Below are 15,705 nucleotides of genomic sequence, written 5' to 3' on the forward strand. Positions count from 1 at the left end.
GCCACTCCGAGACTCGCTACCCAAACCGTACGCACGTACTGTACGCCTGGCGTCCGCTCAGAAGAAGGTGCCCGAGAACGGCAACGACTCGGTGGCGAACAGCGCGTCCGCGTCCGCGACCGCCCCGGGGCGATGCTCGTCGACACGGCCGGCGAAAGCCAGCTCGCGCCACGTGGTTGCGCCCAGATAGACCGCCGCGAGATCCGCGATCCCCGCGGTGAGGTCCGCGCTTTCCCGGACTCGTCGCACGCCCTCGCCCGCGATGCGATATCGGCCCGAGTTCGACGGCAGAATCGGGTCCACGACTTCCACCACCACCGCGGCGGCGTCGCGAAACGCGCGGCCCGCCAGCGCTTGCCCGACATCTACCAGGCGCAACCAGGTCTCGTCCCTGGTCGAAACCACGCGCAGCGCGCGTTCGTCGGTGAGCAGATGCCGCAGCGGGCTGTCCAGGGCGACGAACGGGAACACGAAGGTATCGACCAGGTCGATCGACAACAGCCTGCGGATCAGGCCGCGATACGCCGTGGGTGTCGTCGCGACGAAATCGTTGACCACCACTTGTCTTTCCGGCCGGGACAGCCAGCTCTTCGGATCGACCGGCTGGTAACGGACGAACCCGTCTTCGGCGCCCGCTGGGCCGTGGACCAGGCAGTAGCTCGGTTCCGTGCTCAGCAATTCCTGCAATCGCCACCAGTATTCGGGGCGTTCGACCGCGCCGGTCCATGCGACGTCGGCCGTCGCGTAGATCTGTGGGAGCAGTTTCCACGCGGCGGCGCCGTCGACGAAACGCACCGGACCGCAGGGCGGCACCGTGTCACGCAGCCGGGCCCGGTGGCGCTGCAACTCCACCCGCGCGAACGAACTGGCGATGCCATAGCCGAACCGCTCGTAGATCCCGCCCTCCGAGGCACGCAACGTGGCGACCGCTTCGCCCCGCTCCGCGATGTCGGCGAGTTGACGGTGCAGCAACGCGGTGAGCGCTCCGCGGCGGGTGTGCGTCGGCAGGACTCCGACGTGGGTGACCGCCGCGTGCGGCAAGCGCGCGCCGCCGGGAACGACCAGCCAGCTGGTATACGACTCCGCGGTGCCGATCAGTTCGCCATCGATGAAAGCGCCCAGCGTGCGGCCGGGCTCCGACAGCTCCGCAGTGGGGGTCATCGGCGGCAAGCCAACCATGGCCGTGCGGAAAAGGGCATTGGCGGAACGGATATCGTCCTCGGTCCGGAGGGTGTGCACTGCGACGGTCACGACTCGATCTTGCCCGAGCCGTTGAAGGGCGCTGACCTGCGCGCACGCCTTGGGCGGAGATTCGATCCGTCAATCACGGTTTCGTAACGGAGCGCCGTGGGTATCTCATAGCTATGACGGATTACCGACCAACCCGCATCGCCGGTGTGGATCCGGGAACCGGCGCGCTCGCTTTGACCACGTGCCTGGCCTTTTCGATCGGCATCGCCACGCTCACCCAATCGGCGCTCGCCACCCTCCTGGCCTGCCTGAGCATCGTGGCGGGACTCACACTCGTGCTGAACATCCTGCCGCGCAAGGCCTGACGACACCGACCTTGCCTCGCACGCCGAATCCTGGTGGCATCTACCCGGGACATCGACGTCAAATCGGAGGCAGGCATGCTGTCGTTGCAGGAGATTTCGGATCGACTCGAGATCGAAGACCTGATGGTGCGATATTCGCACGCGGTCGACACTCGGCAGTGGGACCTGCTGGACGAGGTCTTCACCCCCGATGCGCACATCGACTACTCGGCCATGGGCGGCTCGGTGGGCGATCTGGCGGCGACGAAGCGATTCCTGGCCTCCGTCCTGCCGAACTTCCCGGCCTTCCAACATCTGATCAGCAACTCGTCCATCCGAGTCGACGGCGACACCGCGACCGGGCGGACGATGTGCCACAACCCGATGCTCGTTTCCGGCGGCGACGGACCGCCGACGATGATGCTGTGCGGCCTCTGGTACCTGGACACATTCGTCCGCGTGGACGGTCGGTGGCGGATCAAGGAGCGCGTCGAGGAGAAGAGCTTCCTCTTCGTCGCGCCGTCCGCGCCCGGCATGGGCTGACGCGACCGGAGCCGCTCGATGCGCCCGCGCCTCAGCGCGCCGACAGGGCCGAGGACGCCGCCTCGGATGCGCGGGCCTGATCGCCGGGCGAGAGGTCGTCGTCGCCCGCGACGTTGCGCCTGCTGGTGACCAGGAACAGCACGACAAGCACCACGCTGAACCAGACATAGGTGTTGCCGATGAAATGCTGCCACGGCGTCCACGCGGTCTCCCGGTGCTCGCCGTCGGGCAACCAATTGTGCGGGCCGATGACGAACACCGCCGCGGTCACCACGAAGGTCACCCACCACCCGATCGCCCGCCTGACGGTCAGGCGGGAGGCGTAACCGGCCACGGCGAACAACGCGGGCGCGATCCACACCCAGTGGTGCGACCAGGAGATCGGCGAGACCAGCAAGGTGAAGACGGCGTTGATGGCCAGCGCGAGCGCGGGCAGGTCGGCGGCGCGGCGCATGGCGGTGACGACCAGCGCGAGCAGCAACGCGCCGAGGACCAGCCAGATGATGGTGAACGCGGGCTCTGGCACTTGGAAGCGAGCGAACACCGCTTGAATCGACTGATTGGTATGGAATGCCGAACCGCTCAGACCGGACACATTGCCCAGCCCCCCGAACCAGTACTTGACCGATTCCTTCGGCAGGATCGCGAAGCCCAGCGCCGTCGCGGCCGCACCGGTGATCGCGGCGGTCGCGGCCGCGCGGTAGTCGCGCCGGACCAGGAAGTAGAGCACGAACGCCGCGGGCGTCAGCTTGATCGCGGCGGCGACGCCGATCAGCATGCCCCGGGGCCAGCGCGGCTTGTGGGTGAGGCAATCGGCGGCGACCAGGGCCATCAGCAGCAGGTTGACCTGTCCGAAGTCCAGGGTGGAGTGGATCGGCTCCAACAGCAGCCCCAGCGGAGTCGCGCACGCGGTGGCCCAGACCGCCAGCCCCCGCTGCGACTCCTGCGGCCACACCCGCCGCGCCACCAGATACAGCGTCAGGGCCAGCGCGGCCACCGACGAGACGAAGAAGCTGAACGCGGCCACGTCCCACGGCAGCATCGCGAACGGACCGAGCGCGAGCGCGGCGAAGGGCGGGTAGATGAACGGCAGGCCCGCCCCGATGGTGGTCTGCGGCAATTGCCCGTACATGTCGGCGCCGTGCCGCATGGCATCCACGCCGAGGCGATACACCTGCAGGTCGATGAACCCGCCGGTGATCTTGTGGAACGGCCAGACCGGTGTCAGCAGACAGAACGCGGAGAACGCGAGCGCCAGGACCGGCGCCGGGCGCAGTACGCGCGCGAGTCGACGGTTCTGGGACATCGGCGTTCCGGCGGTGGCGGTGACACTACTCATCCGCGGCGACTATACCGACCCCGGTCCGGTCGTTCACCACATGGGAGGCAGATTCGCGGCTGTCGCGTGAGGGTCGCGGAAACGGGTAAGCCGCCACCAGCACACGGCGGCAGAGGAGGTCGGTCATGGCGACGAAGGCGCCCGGCGCCGCGATGTACGTCCCCGAGGACGCGGACCTGACGCGGCTGCGGCAGGCGGCCTGCGGCTGCCGCGGGTGCGATCTCTACCGGCGCGCCACCCAGACGGTGTTCGGCGCGGGACCGCGGGACGCGGAGGTGGTGCTGATCGGCGAGCAGCCCGGCGATCAGGAGGACGTGGCAGGCCTGCCGTTCGTCGGTCCGGCGGGCCGGCTGCTCGATCGGGCGCTGGCGCAGGTCGGCATCGACCGCGACGCGGTCTACCTCACCAACGCGGTGAAACACTTCAAGTTCGTGGAGCGCGGCAAGCGGCGCATCCACAAGCAACCCGGCCGCACCGAAGTGGTCGCCTGCTCGGCGTGGCTCGACGCCGAACTCGCCCTGCTGCGTCCGCGGTTGGTGGTGTGTCTCGGCGCGATCGCCGCGCAGGCGGTGCTCGGCCCCACGTTCAAGGTCAGCACGCGTCGCGGCGAGGTGGTCGAGACGGCGGATTTCCGTGCGATCGCCACTGTGCACCCGTCCTCGGTGCTGCGCGCGCCCGACCGCACCGCCGCCTACGACGCGTTCGCCGCCGATCTGCGCATCGTGCGCGAACAACTGGGAAAGCCCGCGGCGGCGCGCTGACCGCGCGGCCGGGGAAGGAGTGAGCGGATGAGCACCGACGAGATCGACCCCGAACTGCTCGAACTGGCCGCCAAGGTGTTCGATTTCGCCCGGCGCGGCGACACCGCGCGGTTGGCCGCGTACGTGGACGCGGGCGTGCCGGTCGACCTCACCAACGACGCGGGCGACACCCTGCTCATGCTCGCCGCCTACCACGGACACGCCGATGCCGTGGCGGCGCTGCTGCAACGGTCGGCCGATCCGGACCGCCCCAACGACAAAGGCCAGACCCCGCTGGCCGGAGCGGTGTTCAAGGGCGAGACCGAGATCGTCCGGCAACTCGCCGCCGCGGGTGCCGACCCCGACGCGGGCACCCCGAGCGCCCGCGACGCCGCGGTCATGTTCGGCCGGACCGAGTTGCTGGAACTCTTCGACTGAGCGGGCTACCCGCGCTCGCGCACCGCGGTGACGGCCTTGCGCGCCGCCACCAGAACCGGGTCCCACACCGGGGAGAACGGCGGCGCGTATCCGAGGTCGAGCATCGTCATCTGCTCGACGGTCATCCGGGCGGTCAGCGCGACCGCGGCGATGTCGACGCGCTTGCCCGCGCCTTCGCGTCCCACGATCTGGGTGCCGAGCAAGCGTCCGGTGAACCGCTCGGCGAGCATCTTCACGGTCATCGGCGCCGCGTCCGGGTAGTAGCCGGCGCGGCTGGTGGATTCGACCGTGACGGTCACGTATTGCAGGCCCGCCGCGTGCGCGTCCTTCTCGCGCAGGCCGGTGCGGGCGACCTCGAGCGCGCAGACCTTGCTGACCGCGGTGCCGACGACGCCGGGAAACAGCGCGTATCCCCCGCCGATGTTCGCGCCGATGATCTGACCGTGCTTGTTGGCATGGGTGCCGAGCGGGATATGACGTTCCCGGCCGGACACCAGGTCCAGCACCTCGACGCAATCTCCGCCCGCCCAGATGTTCTCGTGCCCGCGCACCCGCATGGCGGGATCGGTCCGCAGCCCGCCGTACTCCCCCAGCGGCAGACCGGCGGCGCGGGCCAGTCCGGTCTCCGGGCGCACGCCGATGCCGAGCACCACCACATCCGCCGGGTATTCGGCGGTGTCGGTGACGACCGCGGCCACCCGGCCGTCGTCGGTCCGGAACTGCGACACCTCCGCACCGCCGACCACTTTGATGCCCATTCCGCACATCGCGTCGCGCACCAGGGCTCCCATGTCGGTATCGAGCGTCGACATGGGTTCGGTGCCGCGGTTGACCATCGTGACGTCGTAGCCGCGCCGGATGAGGGCCTCTGCCATCTCCACCCCGATGTAGCCGGCCCCGACCACGACAGCCCGCTTGCCGCGGGTCCGCTCCAACGTGTCCAGCAGCGCCTGCCCGTCGTCGAGGGTCTGCACGCCGTGCACACCGTTCGCGTCGATGCCGGGCAGCGCGGGCCGGATCGGGCGGGCTCCGGTGGCGATGACGAGCTGGTCGTAGGACATCCATGCCGAATCGCCGGTGTCGCGGTCGCGGTAGCGCACGCGCGCCTGTTCGACATCTATCTCGGTCACTTCGGTGCGCAGCCGCAGGTCGATCTCTCGGGACCGATGTTCTTCCGGTGTGCGGGCGATCAGTGCGTCCCGGTCGGCGACATGGCCGCCGACCCAGTACGGAATGCCGCAGGCCGAGTAGGAGGTGAACCCGCCGCGCTCGAAGACCACGATTTCCAGCGCGCTCGCGTCCTTCATCCGGCGCGCCTGCGAGGCCGCCGACATTCCGGTCGCGTCACCGCCGATGACCACCAGTCGCTCGCTCATGGCTAAACGCTACGTTCGGCAGGCCCGGGGCGGGCACGTGGGCCGGGCACCCGCGCGAATTTGCTGGTTGGGCTGCGGGTGACCGATCGGTACTTCACACTGATCTTCTGGCAAACGTGGTATGAGGGCCGCGTTTTCACCCGGGAGCGCGACATGACCGAGACCCGACCCCCTTCCGACGACGAACGCCGGCTCGCCGAACTGGGCTACAAACAAGAACTGGCCAGGTCCTGGTCGGGTTTCTCGAATTTCGCCATCAGCTTCACGATCGTGTCCATCCTGACCGGCGGATTGGCCAGTTACGGCATCGGTCTGGCCAACGGCGGCCCGATCACCATGGCCTGGGGCTGGCCGCTGGTCTCGGTCATGGTGCTGTTCGTCGGGCTGGCCATGGCGGAACTGGCCTCCGCCTATCCCACCTCGGGCGGGCTGTACTGGTGGGCCGCCGAACTGGGCGGGCCGGTATGGGGCTGGTTCACCGGATGGTTCAACCTGATCGGGCAGATCGCCGTCACCGCGGCGATCGATTACGGCGCAGCCATCTTCACCACCGTGGTGCTGAACGTCGTCGGAATCGACATCGGCACCGACCGCACCGCGATCTTCCTGGTGTTCGCCGCCATCCTCGTCTTGCACGCCGTTTTGAACGTCATCGGCCCGCACCTGTCGGCGGTGATCAACAACGTGTCCGCGTGGTGGCACGTGGGCGGCGTGGCGATCTTCGTGGTCGTCCTCGGTTTCGGAGCGGAGCACCATCAAAGCGCCCGATTCGTCTTCACCGAGACGGTCGACAACAGCGCCATCGGATTCGGCGGGGTGGCGTTCAGCTTCCTGCTCGGCCTGCTGCACGCGCAGTACACGTTCACCGGCTACGACGCCTCCGCGCACATGTCGGAGGAAACGCACGACGCGTCGCGGATGGCGGCCAAAGGCATCATCACCACGATCGTCGTGTCGGCGATCGCCGGATATCTGCTCATCATGGCGGTGACCTTCGCCATCCCGGATCTGGACGCCGCGCTGGATCCCGCGCACAACAGCGGCTATCCCGTCATCTACATCCTGGAGAACTCGCTGAACGGCTTCTGGTCGGGTCTGCTGCTGATCATCGCGGCGGTGGCGCAATTGTTCTGCGGATACGCCTCGGTCACCTCGGCGTCGCGGATGCTGTTCGCGTTCGCGCGTGACGGCGCGGTGCCGGGTTCCAGGTTCTTGGCGCGGCTTTCCGCGCGCAAAGTCCCGGTGCACGCGGTGCTGTTCATCTCGTTCTTCGCGTTCCTGCTGCTGATTCCGTCGATGCTGGTGCCCGCGGCGAACGCGCCGACCGCCTACGCCGCAGCGACCTCGATCGCGACCATCGGCCTCTACATCGCCTACGGCATTCCGATCCTGCTGCGGCAGTGGCACGGGAGCCGATTCCGCACCGGCCCATGGCGATTGGGCGCGTGGTATCGCCCGGTGGGTGTGGTCGCCTTGGGCTGGATCGCGCTGATCAGCTTTCTGTTCATCCTGCCCACCGATGCCCGCGGCTATCCGTGGCACAGCGAGTTCACTTGGAACACCGTGAATTACGCACCGATCGCACTGGTCGGCGTAGTGGGCGCGATCGGCATCTGGTGGCTGGCGTCGGCCCGGACCTGGTTCACCGGGCCGAAACGGACGGTGGACGAGCCGCCCGCAGACCGGCCGGAGGAACAGGCGCAGGCCAACGCCTGAGGCGCGATCCCGGCCGGTCGCGGCCTCCCTGTTCTGGCGTGTCGAGATTGTCGGTCGCGGTCGCTAGGGTGTGTCGGCATGGAAAGGACCGACCTGGTGCGTTTTTCGCCCGCCGGGAGAATTGTGTTCCCGGGAAATCCGTGGCCGGAAGGGCACGCGATCGAGGAGTTCGCGTGGACCGGCCGCATGGACCAGGCCGGCAGCCTGTGGTTCGATCTGCACCTGCGCTCCGCGGCGTACAACGCCGAACGCGACCCCGACCACGGCGAGGAGGACGGCGAGGACTGGTTGTCGCCGATCGTCTGGCAGAACTATCACAGCTGCACGCTTTCGTCCACGTACTGGGGCGAGGACGACGCCACCGGGTTGCGCGCCGCGGCGCCCGGCCGGCCCTTTCTCCTGAAATCCGCACAGCCGCAGTGCCTCACGGTCGACCCGCTCCCCCTCGCGCACGCCGACGACATCGAAGGCCTGGCGTTCAACATCTATCTGCTCGGGCACGACTCGGTCGCCGACCAGGAAGTGTCGTTCACCCGGCGCCCCGACGGCAGGCACGACATCGACTGGCGGGGTCGCATCGCGCTGACCTATGCGGGGCAGGTGGAATTCCGGTACGGATTCCGCGCCCGGATCTCCGGAGCCACCCTGGAGTACATCCGTTTTCCCGCGGAGATCTCCGCCGATCGAGCGCTTCGCCAGCTCGGCGCGGTGCTCGACGCTCCGGAGGAGTTCGAACTCGGCCTGGTCGACGGGCAGCCGGCGTGGGTGTCGAGGGATCCGGCTTAGCGCCTTCGGCGTCGGCTCACCGGTCGCCGGAATGACCCGGCAGCACGCAGACCGCGTCCAGGCCGAGCACATGGTTGAGCCGGCCGAACGCCAGCCACGATCCGATGCTCATGCTCAGTTCGACCACTTCGGCCTGGCTGTAGCGGGCCAGCATCCGGCCCCAGAACTCTTCGTCAAGGTGGTGGTGATCGGTGGCGTATCGCTCGGCGTATTCGGCGGCGAGCCTGGTGCGTTCGTCGAAGGCGTCGGTGGTGCGCCAGTTCGCGACGGCGTCGGCGAATTCGGGCTCGACCTTGCTCCCGTCGCGTTCGGTGCGCCAGTCCATGCAGAACAGGCAACCGTTGATCTGCGCGATCCGCAGCCGGGCCGCCTCGAACTCGCGCAGGCCCAGCGTGCTGTGCGAGTACACCGCCAGTGAGAAATTCGAGGCGGCGACGCCGATGCCGGGCACCATCTCGCCCCAGACGTAGCCGATCGGATCCTTGCCCTCGGGGACGTCGATGATCATGGATGTTTCCTTCCGAGTTTGCCGACCGCGGGACGCAGTGGGACATCCAGTGCGTCGTAGAGTCCCGGTTCCGCCGCCACCAGCCAGTCGATGGCGCCGACCAGGCGGCCGACGGCCGTGGCGTTTCCGCCCGCGGAGCGATTGCCGTCGTCGTCGGTCGCCTCGACGGTGACTTCGATGCGCGGGTGGCCCTCGATGATCACCCGGTGTGCCCCCGCGCCGCCGTCGGCGGGTGCGGGCCAGTCCGGCGCGCAGGACGGATGGATGCGGGTGACGTGCTCGACGATCAGCCTCGGCTGCCCCGCGACGATGCCCTGCACCTCGAACCGCACGGCGCCCTGGGTGCCGGCAGCGAACTGCCCCATGGAGGTCGTGGTCACGGTGGTGTCCAGGGCGCGCCGGTCCAGCGTCTCGCGGATCTCGTCGAGTTCGACGCCGAGCGCCCGTGCCATCAGCCGAATCTGCCCGCCCCACACCATGGTCGGCACCGACGGCGCGAGCATCGTAGGCTGGTAGTCCATCGGCTGGCCCATGCCGACCAGGTAGCGCACCGAATCGGGCTGGTCGTAGGTGGAGTAGTCGAAGATCTCCTGGCAGCGGATCGCCTCTACCGTGCTGCCGAGCCCGCTGATCAGCAGTGGCAGCACGTCGTTGCCCCAACCGGGATCGATGCCGGAGACGAACAGCGATCCGCCGCCCTCGGCGATCGCTGCCAGCACCGGGTCGCGCACCTGCGGCGGTGCGTTGCGCGGATCGTAGAGGGCGTAGAGAGCGGGCGTGACGACCACCGCGCCGGCGCGCAGCGCGCGCACGATATCGGCGAGCGCCTCGTCGGGCCGGATGTCGCCGGACGCCGCGTAGACCACCGCGCCGGGGCGCGCGCCGAGAACGCCGTCGATGTCGCTGTCGGCGGCGACGCCGAGTTCCCGCCCGAGTCCGGCGAGTTCGCCCGCGTCGCGCCCGATCTTCGCGGGATCGCGCACCAGCACCCCGGTCAATCGCAGCGCGGGGTGAGCGTCGACGGCCCGGATGGCCGCCCGGCCGACGTTGCCGGTTCCCCAGACAACCGTGGAGATCATCGATCGAGCGTAGCAAGCGCTTGGTCGGCTGATCGGCGTTCCGGAAAAGCGGTCCCGTGCCCCGCCGGCACGCGCCGCTCGATTCCGTGCGGACGGTCCACGCCCCACTGCGCACCATTGGGAAATAGCGCGAACTCCCCGGTAGCGTTGGGGCTCGGGGCATTACCTACCGCCTCGGGATTGCGGCGCGGTTCCGGTTGGCGGCGAGTACGGTATACCCCGCCGCCCGGCGCGGGGGCGGCGGTCGGGATCGGGTGGAAAGGCAGGCGCGCGACAGTGAACGAGCGGTATTCGTCGTGGGCTGCCCGGAATACGCCCGAAGAGCTGCCGCTGGCCGCGCGTTATCAGAGCGCGGATCCGATCCGCTGGCACGGCAGCATGGTCTACCCGATGTACACCGAGCAGGTCGGCCCCGCGCCCACCACCGTCACCTTGACGATGATCTCCGCCGCACCGCCCGCCGGACTGCGCGGGCTCGGCATGGGACTCTCGGTCGTCGACGGCTATCTGGACCTGCACGGACGCTCGCTCGCCGGAGTCGACGCGTGGAGCGACGCGCTCGCCGCGGGCGTCAGCTTCGACGTCACGCCCACCGCGCCGGTGACCCTGGTGACCCTGACACCGGTCTGGGTGGACGAATTCGGCACGCAGAAGTCGTGGGCAGGCAACTACGGGATCGTCGTCGAACACCGGCCCAACGGTCACGTCGTGTTGTGGTGCAGCATCGGCGAGGGGCCGCCCAACTTCGCGAACCTGGTCGTGGAATTGTCCACCGCTCCCACGCCCGTCGCACCGCAGCCGCCCGCGACCGCCGCGCCGATCGGCACGAACCCGCCCACTGCGCATCCGGTCTCGTCGGCGGGCCCGCCCACCCTGCCGACCATGCCGGTTCCGCGTATCGACGCCGCGAGCCTACCCAGGGCTCGTGCCAAACGGCCCGCCGCGGATCCGTCCGCGGCCGTCGGTGGCGGTCAGGGCAAAACGACGCAGCACGCCCCGCCGCGCCGCGCCGGTAGTCTCTTCGTGAATTTGCAGTCGTCCCGCGCCGCACGCTCCACTCCGGAAACTCCGCATCCTGCTCCCGGCACCCGAACCCGGGACGGCGCGCACCCGGCGCCGAGTTCGCCCGCCGAGGAATTCGTGGCCAGCGCCGCGCACAGCGGGCACGATTCCCGCGCCGGTGACATCGCACCCGAAGCGAATGGCGGGTTCCCGTCGCCCGGATCGCAGCCGCGGGCCGAGATCTCCGCCCAGCATCTCGATCCCCGCCCCAGGACGGCGCCCGAACGGCCCGCGGCGGACTCGTACGGAACCTTCGGACCGCCGGTCGCGCACACGTATCCACCCGAGGACCCGGCACGCTCCAGTACCGGCCGGCTGCTCGGCACTACGCACCCCGCATCGAGTGCTCCCCTCCCGGTGAACGGCCCGGGCACCGCATCCAGCCCGATCGTCGCGAACCCCTTGACCGCGGACCCGTACCGCGCGCTCGATGCCATCGGCACGCACACCCGGCCTCAGGCGGAACCTCCGCTTCCTCGATCCGGGTCCGTGCCGGTAGGCCCGCAAGCTACTCGAACTGTTCCGGGCCCCGCCGCGATTCCCCCGGCGGCGGACGGTCCGCGCTCCGCGTCGGGCGCGCAGGTCGCGAATTCGCGCGCCGCGCCGGAGCCGTATCGCGCCTTCGACCTCGCGGGCACGCACACCCCGCCCCCGGCGCAGACTCCGCCGTCGGATTCGGAGCCGAATCACACGGCGAGTGCATCGAACCTATCCGCCGGTGCACAAGTATCGCCGGCGCCACCCGCGGCTCGAGAACCCGTCCCTGAGGTGGACACGGCGGTCACCACCGGCAGCCCCGCGGCGAGTGCGCCGAGTACCGGAGCCCTCGATACCGCGTCGGCGCCGGAAGGAATTGCGCAATCCGCCGAACGCCCCGCCGCCCCGGCCGACGCGCCCACGCCTACCGGTGAGTCCGGGCAATCGGGCGACCCGGGCTATCGCGGGGCGCTCTACGACCTCGGTGTCGCGATGTACCGCCGCGGCGAGGAAGAGCAGGCGTGCGGGCTGTGGACGCAGGCCTCCGATGCCGGGCACGCCGGCGCCGCGTACGAACTCGGCATGGTACGGCTACGGCGCGGCGATCCCGTCGGGGCCGAATCCTGGTGGCGCACCGCCGCCGACCGCCGGGAGCCGCGCGCCATCGCCGAACTCGCCGATCTGCTCGACCAACTCGGCAAGCACGCGGAGGCCAAGTCGTGGCGGGTCTACGCCGCCGAGCAGCGAGACCAGGACGTGGTGGGTCAGTCGGCGGCGCGCTGACCCCGATCCGAAAACAAGTGGCGGGCAACCGCGCGGACGTCATACGGTGCCGGACATGTGCGGTAGTCCCGGGATGAACGGAGCGTACGCGGTCGGCGCGTATTACATCCGGCTGCGTACGGGGGCTCGGGCTCTGCCGGCGCACCGTAGCGCTCCGATCATCTCCTGATCCCTTCGAGCGCGATGCATGCCTGCGACCGATAGCGGTCGCGGGATTCTTCGTGCCCTGGCATGGGTCCGGGCGAATCGACCTTTCCGATTCGACCACTACTCCGTTCGGAGGACACCCATGTCCCGCCATCGCTCCCTTTCGCGCGCCCACGGCGGCGAGAGCCACCCGGCGACCACGCGAAAGCGGCTGTCGCAGAACTTCCTCACCGACGCGCGCGCCGCCCGGCTGATCGTGCGCGCCTCCGGCGTCGCCGCCGGTGACCTCGTCCTCGAAGCCGGACCCGGTGACGGCATGCTGACCAGGCAATTACTGGGCGCGGGCAGCCGGGTCCGCGCCTACGAGAAGGATCGCCGCTACGTGGCGCTACTGCGCCGCCGATACGCGGACGAGCCGCGAATCCGGTTGTACCACCGCGATTTCCGCACTGTGCGCCCGCCGCGGGAGCCGTTCGCGGTCGTGGCCAACGTGCCGTTCGCCGTCACGACCGACATCGTGCGCTGGTGCCTGGCCGCCGACGGGCTCACCTCCGCGACCCTGCTCACCCAGCTCGAATTCGCCCGCAAGCACTCCGGCCACTACGGCCGGTGGACCAAGCTCACCGTGACCTATTGGCCCACGACCGCGATCGAACTCGGGGCGCGCGTCGGCAGGCGCAGCTTCCACCCGGTTCCCGGCGTCGATGCCGCCATCCTGCGATTGCGCACCCGGCCTTCGCCGCTGCTGCCACGCGAGCAGCTCGGCGCTTACCGCAGGCTGGTCGAGCTGGGATTCTCGGGGGTCGGAGGCAGCGTGGCCGCGTCGTTGCGGCGGGAGTTTTCCGCGCGTGCGGTGCGCAGCGCCTGCGGGGCGGCCGGGATATCGCTCGACCAGCCGGTCGGGCTGGTCGCCCCGGATCGCTGGGTCGCCCTGTTCCGCGCGCTGCCCGCCTGAGGAGAACCAACCCGCTACACGAACGTATCGGATACATTCATGCATCGAGACGAGGGCAGGAGCAGCGTGACCAACTTCGGCGACTACCAGAACGAGATCTACTTCCAAGGGCTCGGGGGTGTGCTGCCCGATTTCCCCATGACATACGCCGACCTGGAAGCCAAGGCACAGGCGGCGCTGCCACCGGGCATCTGGTCGTATGTCGCGGGCGGAGCGGGCGACGAACTCACCCAGCGTGCCAATGTGACGGCCTTCGAGAAACTGGGCCTGATCCCCCGCATGCTGCGCGCGAGCAAGACACGCGACCTTTCGATCGAGTTGTTCGGCATGACGCTGCCGACGCCGATCTTCCTGGCCCCGGTCGGTGTGATCGGACTGTGCGCCCAGGACGGGCACGGCGACATCGCCACCGCCAAGGCCGCGGCGCGCACGGGCGTGCCGATGATCGCCTCCACCCTCACCGTCGACCCGCTGGAGCAGGTGGCGGCGGAGTTCGGCGACACCCCTGGGATGTTCCAGCTCTACACCCCCACCGATCGGGATCTCGCGCAGAGCTTGGTGCAGCGGGCGGAGGCGGCGGGATTCAAGGCCATCGTGGTCACCTTGGACACCTGGGTGCCGGGCTGGCGTCCGCGCGATCTGTCCGTGTCCAACTTCCCCCAGCTGCGCGGCCACTGCCTGGCCAACTATTTCAGCGATCCGGTCTTCCGAGCCCTGCTGCCGAGCCCGCCCGAACAGGATCCCAAAACCGCCATCCTGACCTGGATCTCGCTCTTCGGCAATCCGTTGACCTGGGACGACCTGGCGTGGCTCCGGTCGCTGACCGATCTGCCGCTGGTCCTCAAGGGCATCTGCCATCCCGACGACGCGCGGCGCGCCAAGGACGCGGGCGTCGACGGCATCTACTGCTCCAATCACGGCGGCAGACAGGCCAACGGCGGCATCCCGGCGATCGAGCATCTGCCGGAGGTGGCGGCGGCCGCCGACGGCCTGCCGGTGCTGTTCGACTCCGGCGTCCGCACCGGCGCCGACATCGTCAAAGCGCTTGCGCTCGGCGCCACGGCCGTCGGCATCGGCCGCCCCTACCCCTACGGCCTGGCCCTCGGCGGTGTCGACGGCCTCGTGCACGTGGTGCGTTCGCTGCTCGCCGAAGCCGATCTGCTGATGGCGGTGGACGGCTACCCGACGATCGCCGACCTCGGCCCGGAAGCGATCCGGCGGCTGGCCTGAGCAACGGAGAACCCGCGAAAACGCCTCGTGCGGCCCGCCCCACGGAAGGGAGCGGGCCGCACGAGCGAGGCGGTCGGCGGATCAGGCCGACAGCGGCGTGAAGTCGCGGCTGCCGATGTACTCCGGTCGCGGCGCGGGCGCGGCGAACGGCTCGACCAGCGTGTTGTGCACGCTGTTGAACACTACGAAGATGTTCGAGCGCGGGAACGGCGTGATGTTGTTCGACGATCCGTGCATCAGGTTGGAGTCGAACAGCAGCGCCGAGCCGGCCCGGCCGGTGAACTGACTGATCCCGTACCGGTTCGCGAGGGCGGTGATGTCGTCGGTCGTCGGTACGCCGATCTCCTGTTCCTGCAACGACTCCCGGTAGTGCTCGGCCGGAGTGCTGCCCAGGCACGGCACGAAGGTGTGGTGCGAGCCCGGCATCACCATGAGACTGCCGTTGATCGGATAGTTGTCGGTCAGCGCGATCGACAGGCTCACCGCGCGCGGCGCCGGCATGCCGTCCTCGGCATGCCAGGTCTCGAAATCGGAGTGCCAGTAGAAACCGGCGCCGCGGAAGCCGGGCATGTAGTTCACCCGGCTCTGGTGCACGTACACCGGCGACCCCAGCACCTGCTCGGCCAGCCCGAGCACCCGCGGCTGACGCACCAGTTCGGCGACCGCCTCGCTCAGCTTGTGCACCTCGAAGACCGAACGCACCCGGTTCGACGACTTCTCCACGATGACACGGTCGTCGTCGCGCAGTGCCGGATCGTTCGCAAGCCTGCCGATCTCCTCGCTGTACTCGGCCACTTCCGCGGGAGTGAGCAGCTGATCCAGGATGGCGAACCCGTCGGCGTCGAACGACGCCAACTCGGGGCTCTCGATCTCCCCCCACACCGCGGGGTCGGCCCGTTCCAAGTGCGGAGCGGGCGCGCCGAGACGGGTCGGGTAGCGATCGTAGCGAGCCGTCTCGGGCGGTGTTTCGATGTGCTGCAGAACCATAGGT

General features: G+C 69.3%; 15 protein-coding genes. 9 read left to right on the forward strand and 6 right to left on the reverse strand.

The window, feature by feature from the left end:
* Positions 1 to 57: 57 nt before the first annotated feature.
* Positions 58 to 1,251, reverse strand: coding sequence for a GNAT family N-acetyltransferase (locus tag ACH49X_RS17400; RefSeq protein WP_357205586.1), 1,194 nt, complete (start codon positions 1,249 to 1,251; stop codon positions 58 to 60).
* 113 nt (positions 1,252 to 1,364) lie between these two features.
* Between ACH49X_RS17400 and ACH49X_RS17405 the strand changes: the two genes are divergently transcribed.
* Positions 1,365 to 1,556, forward strand: coding sequence for a hypothetical protein (locus ACH49X_RS17405; RefSeq protein WP_323124059.1), 192 nt, complete (start codon positions 1,365 to 1,367; stop codon positions 1,554 to 1,556).
* Positions 1,557 to 1,631: 75 nt separating this feature from the next.
* Positions 1,632 to 2,078 carry a nuclear transport factor 2 family protein gene (locus ACH49X_RS17410; RefSeq protein WP_195079457.1) on the forward strand — a complete coding sequence of 149 codons (447 nt, stop codon included), beginning with the start codon at positions 1,632 to 1,634 and terminating at the stop codon, positions 2,076 to 2,078.
* 31 nt (positions 2,079 to 2,109) lie between these two features.
* Here ACH49X_RS17410 and ACH49X_RS17415 read toward each other — a convergent pair whose 3' ends face one another.
* On the reverse strand, positions 2,110 to 3,417 hold the full coding sequence (locus tag ACH49X_RS17415) for a glycosyltransferase 87 family protein (RefSeq protein ID WP_195079286.1): 1,308 nt from the start codon (positions 3,415 to 3,417) through the stop codon (positions 2,110 to 2,112).
* A gap of 125 nt (positions 3,418 to 3,542) precedes the next feature.
* Here ACH49X_RS17415 and ACH49X_RS17420 point away from each other — a divergent pair, with 125 nt between their 5' ends.
* The gene (locus tag ACH49X_RS17420; protein WP_357205588.1) at positions 3,543 to 4,178 is read left to right on the forward strand and encodes a UdgX family uracil-DNA binding protein; all 636 of its coding nucleotides are present in this window, start codon (positions 3,543 to 3,545) and stop codon (positions 4,176 to 4,178) included.
* A gap of 27 nt (positions 4,179 to 4,205) precedes the next feature.
* The gene (locus ACH49X_RS17425; protein ID WP_357205590.1) at positions 4,206 to 4,595 is read left to right on the forward strand and encodes an ankyrin repeat domain-containing protein; all 390 of its coding nucleotides are present in this window, start codon (positions 4,206 to 4,208) and stop codon (positions 4,593 to 4,595) included.
* 5 nt (positions 4,596 to 4,600) lie between these two features.
* Here the strand turns inward: ACH49X_RS17425 and ACH49X_RS17430 are convergent, their stop codons facing one another.
* Positions 4,601 to 5,971 carry an FAD-dependent oxidoreductase gene (locus ACH49X_RS17430; RefSeq protein WP_357205593.1) on the reverse strand — a complete coding sequence of 457 codons (1,371 nt, stop codon included), beginning with the start codon at positions 5,969 to 5,971 and terminating at the stop codon, positions 4,601 to 4,603.
* 153 nt (positions 5,972 to 6,124) lie between these two features.
* On the opposite strand from ACH49X_RS17430, the gene ACH49X_RS17435 reads away from it, so the two are divergent.
* Both ACH49X_RS17435 and ACH49X_RS17440 read left to right on the forward strand, forming a co-directional pair.
* Positions 6,125 to 7,687 carry an amino acid permease gene (locus ACH49X_RS17435; protein ID WP_357205596.1) on the forward strand — a complete coding sequence of 521 codons (1,563 nt, stop codon included), beginning with the start codon at positions 6,125 to 6,127 and terminating at the stop codon, positions 7,685 to 7,687.
* 78 nt (positions 7,688 to 7,765) lie between these two features.
* Positions 7,766 to 8,473, forward strand: a complete 708-nt coding sequence (locus ACH49X_RS17440) for a hypothetical protein (RefSeq protein ID WP_357205599.1) — start codon at positions 7,766 to 7,768, stop codon at positions 8,471 to 8,473.
* Between the two features lie 16 nt (positions 8,474 to 8,489).
* Here the strand turns inward: ACH49X_RS17440 and ACH49X_RS17445 are convergent, their stop codons facing one another.
* Positions 8,490 to 8,981, reverse strand: coding sequence for a carboxymuconolactone decarboxylase family protein (locus tag ACH49X_RS17445; protein ID WP_195079280.1), 492 nt, complete (start codon positions 8,979 to 8,981; stop codon positions 8,490 to 8,492).
* On the reverse strand, positions 8,978 to 10,060 hold the full coding sequence (locus ACH49X_RS17450; RefSeq protein ID WP_357205602.1) for a dihydrodipicolinate reductase: 1,083 nt from the start codon (positions 10,058 to 10,060) through the stop codon (positions 8,978 to 8,980). Before ACH49X_RS17450 ends, ACH49X_RS17445 begins: the two co-directional genes overlap by 4 nt.
* A 276-nt stretch (positions 10,061 to 10,336) precedes the next feature.
* Here ACH49X_RS17450 and ACH49X_RS17455 point away from each other — a divergent pair, with 276 nt between their 5' ends.
* From ACH49X_RS17455 to ACH49X_RS17465, 3 genes are all read left to right on the forward strand, one after another.
* Positions 10,337 to 12,382, forward strand: coding sequence for a hypothetical protein (locus tag ACH49X_RS17455; protein ID WP_357205604.1), 2,046 nt, complete (start codon positions 10,337 to 10,339; stop codon positions 12,380 to 12,382).
* A 289-nt stretch (positions 12,383 to 12,671) separates the two neighbouring features.
* Positions 12,672 to 13,484 (forward strand): 23S ribosomal RNA methyltransferase Erm, encoded by an 813-nt coding sequence (erm, locus tag ACH49X_RS17460; protein WP_357205607.1) that lies wholly within the window; start codon positions 12,672 to 12,674, stop codon positions 13,482 to 13,484.
* A gap of 66 nt (positions 13,485 to 13,550) precedes the next feature.
* Positions 13,551 to 14,714 (forward strand): lactate 2-monooxygenase, encoded by a 1,164-nt coding sequence (locus tag ACH49X_RS17465; RefSeq protein WP_357205609.1) that lies wholly within the window; start codon positions 13,551 to 13,553, stop codon positions 14,712 to 14,714.
* A gap of 81 nt (positions 14,715 to 14,795) precedes the next feature.
* Here ACH49X_RS17465 and thpD read toward each other — a convergent pair whose 3' ends face one another.
* A complete protein-coding gene (gene thpD / locus ACH49X_RS17470; RefSeq protein WP_195079275.1) occupies positions 14,796 to 15,701 on the reverse strand; it encodes an ectoine hydroxylase in 906 nt (301 codons plus the stop codon).
* Positions 15,702 to 15,705: the final 4 nt, after the last annotated feature.

This window comes from Nocardia sp. NPDC019323 (assembly GCF_044389845.1).
GTDB classification, from domain to species: Bacteria; Actinomycetota; Actinomycetes; order Mycobacteriales; family Mycobacteriaceae; genus Nocardia; species Nocardia implantans.

Bases quoted from the DNA above. Each gene is read 5' to 3' on its own strand.
- ACH49X_RS17405 (WP_323124059.1), top strand. From the start codon at position 1,365: ATGACGGATTACCGACCAACCCGCATCGCCGGTGTGGATCCGGGAACC.
- ACH49X_RS17410 (WP_195079457.1), top strand. From the start codon at position 1,632: ATGCTGTCGTTGCAGGAGATTTCGGATCGACTCGAGATCGAAGACCTG.
- ACH49X_RS17415 (WP_195079286.1), bottom strand. From the start codon at position 3,417: ATGAGTAGTGTCACCGCCACCGCCGGAACGCCGATGTCCCAGAACCGT.
- ACH49X_RS17420 (WP_357205588.1), top strand. From the start codon at position 3,543: ATGGCGACGAAGGCGCCCGGCGCCGCGATGTACGTCCCCGAGGACGCG.
- ACH49X_RS17425 (WP_357205590.1), top strand. From the start codon at position 4,206: ATGAGCACCGACGAGATCGACCCCGAACTGCTCGAACTGGCCGCCAAG.
- ACH49X_RS17430 (WP_357205593.1), bottom strand. From the start codon at position 5,971: ATGAGCGAGCGACTGGTGGTCATCGGCGGTGACGCGACCGGAATGTCG.
- ACH49X_RS17435 (WP_357205596.1), top strand. From the start codon at position 6,125: ATGACCGAGACCCGACCCCCTTCCGACGACGAACGCCGGCTCGCCGAA.
- ACH49X_RS17440 (WP_357205599.1), top strand. From the start codon at position 7,766: ATGGAAAGGACCGACCTGGTGCGTTTTTCGCCCGCCGGGAGAATTGTG.
- ACH49X_RS17445 (WP_195079280.1), bottom strand. From the start codon at position 8,981: ATGATCATCGACGTCCCCGAGGGCAAGGATCCGATCGGCTACGTCTGG.
- ACH49X_RS17450 (WP_357205602.1), bottom strand. From the start codon at position 10,060: ATGATCTCCACGGTTGTCTGGGGAACCGGCAACGTCGGCCGGGCGGCC.
- erm (WP_357205607.1), top strand. From the start codon at position 12,672: ATGTCCCGCCATCGCTCCCTTTCGCGCGCCCACGGCGGCGAGAGCCAC.
- thpD (WP_195079275.1), bottom strand. From the start codon at position 15,701: ATGGTTCTGCAGCACATCGAAACACCGCCCGAGACGGCTCGCTACGAT.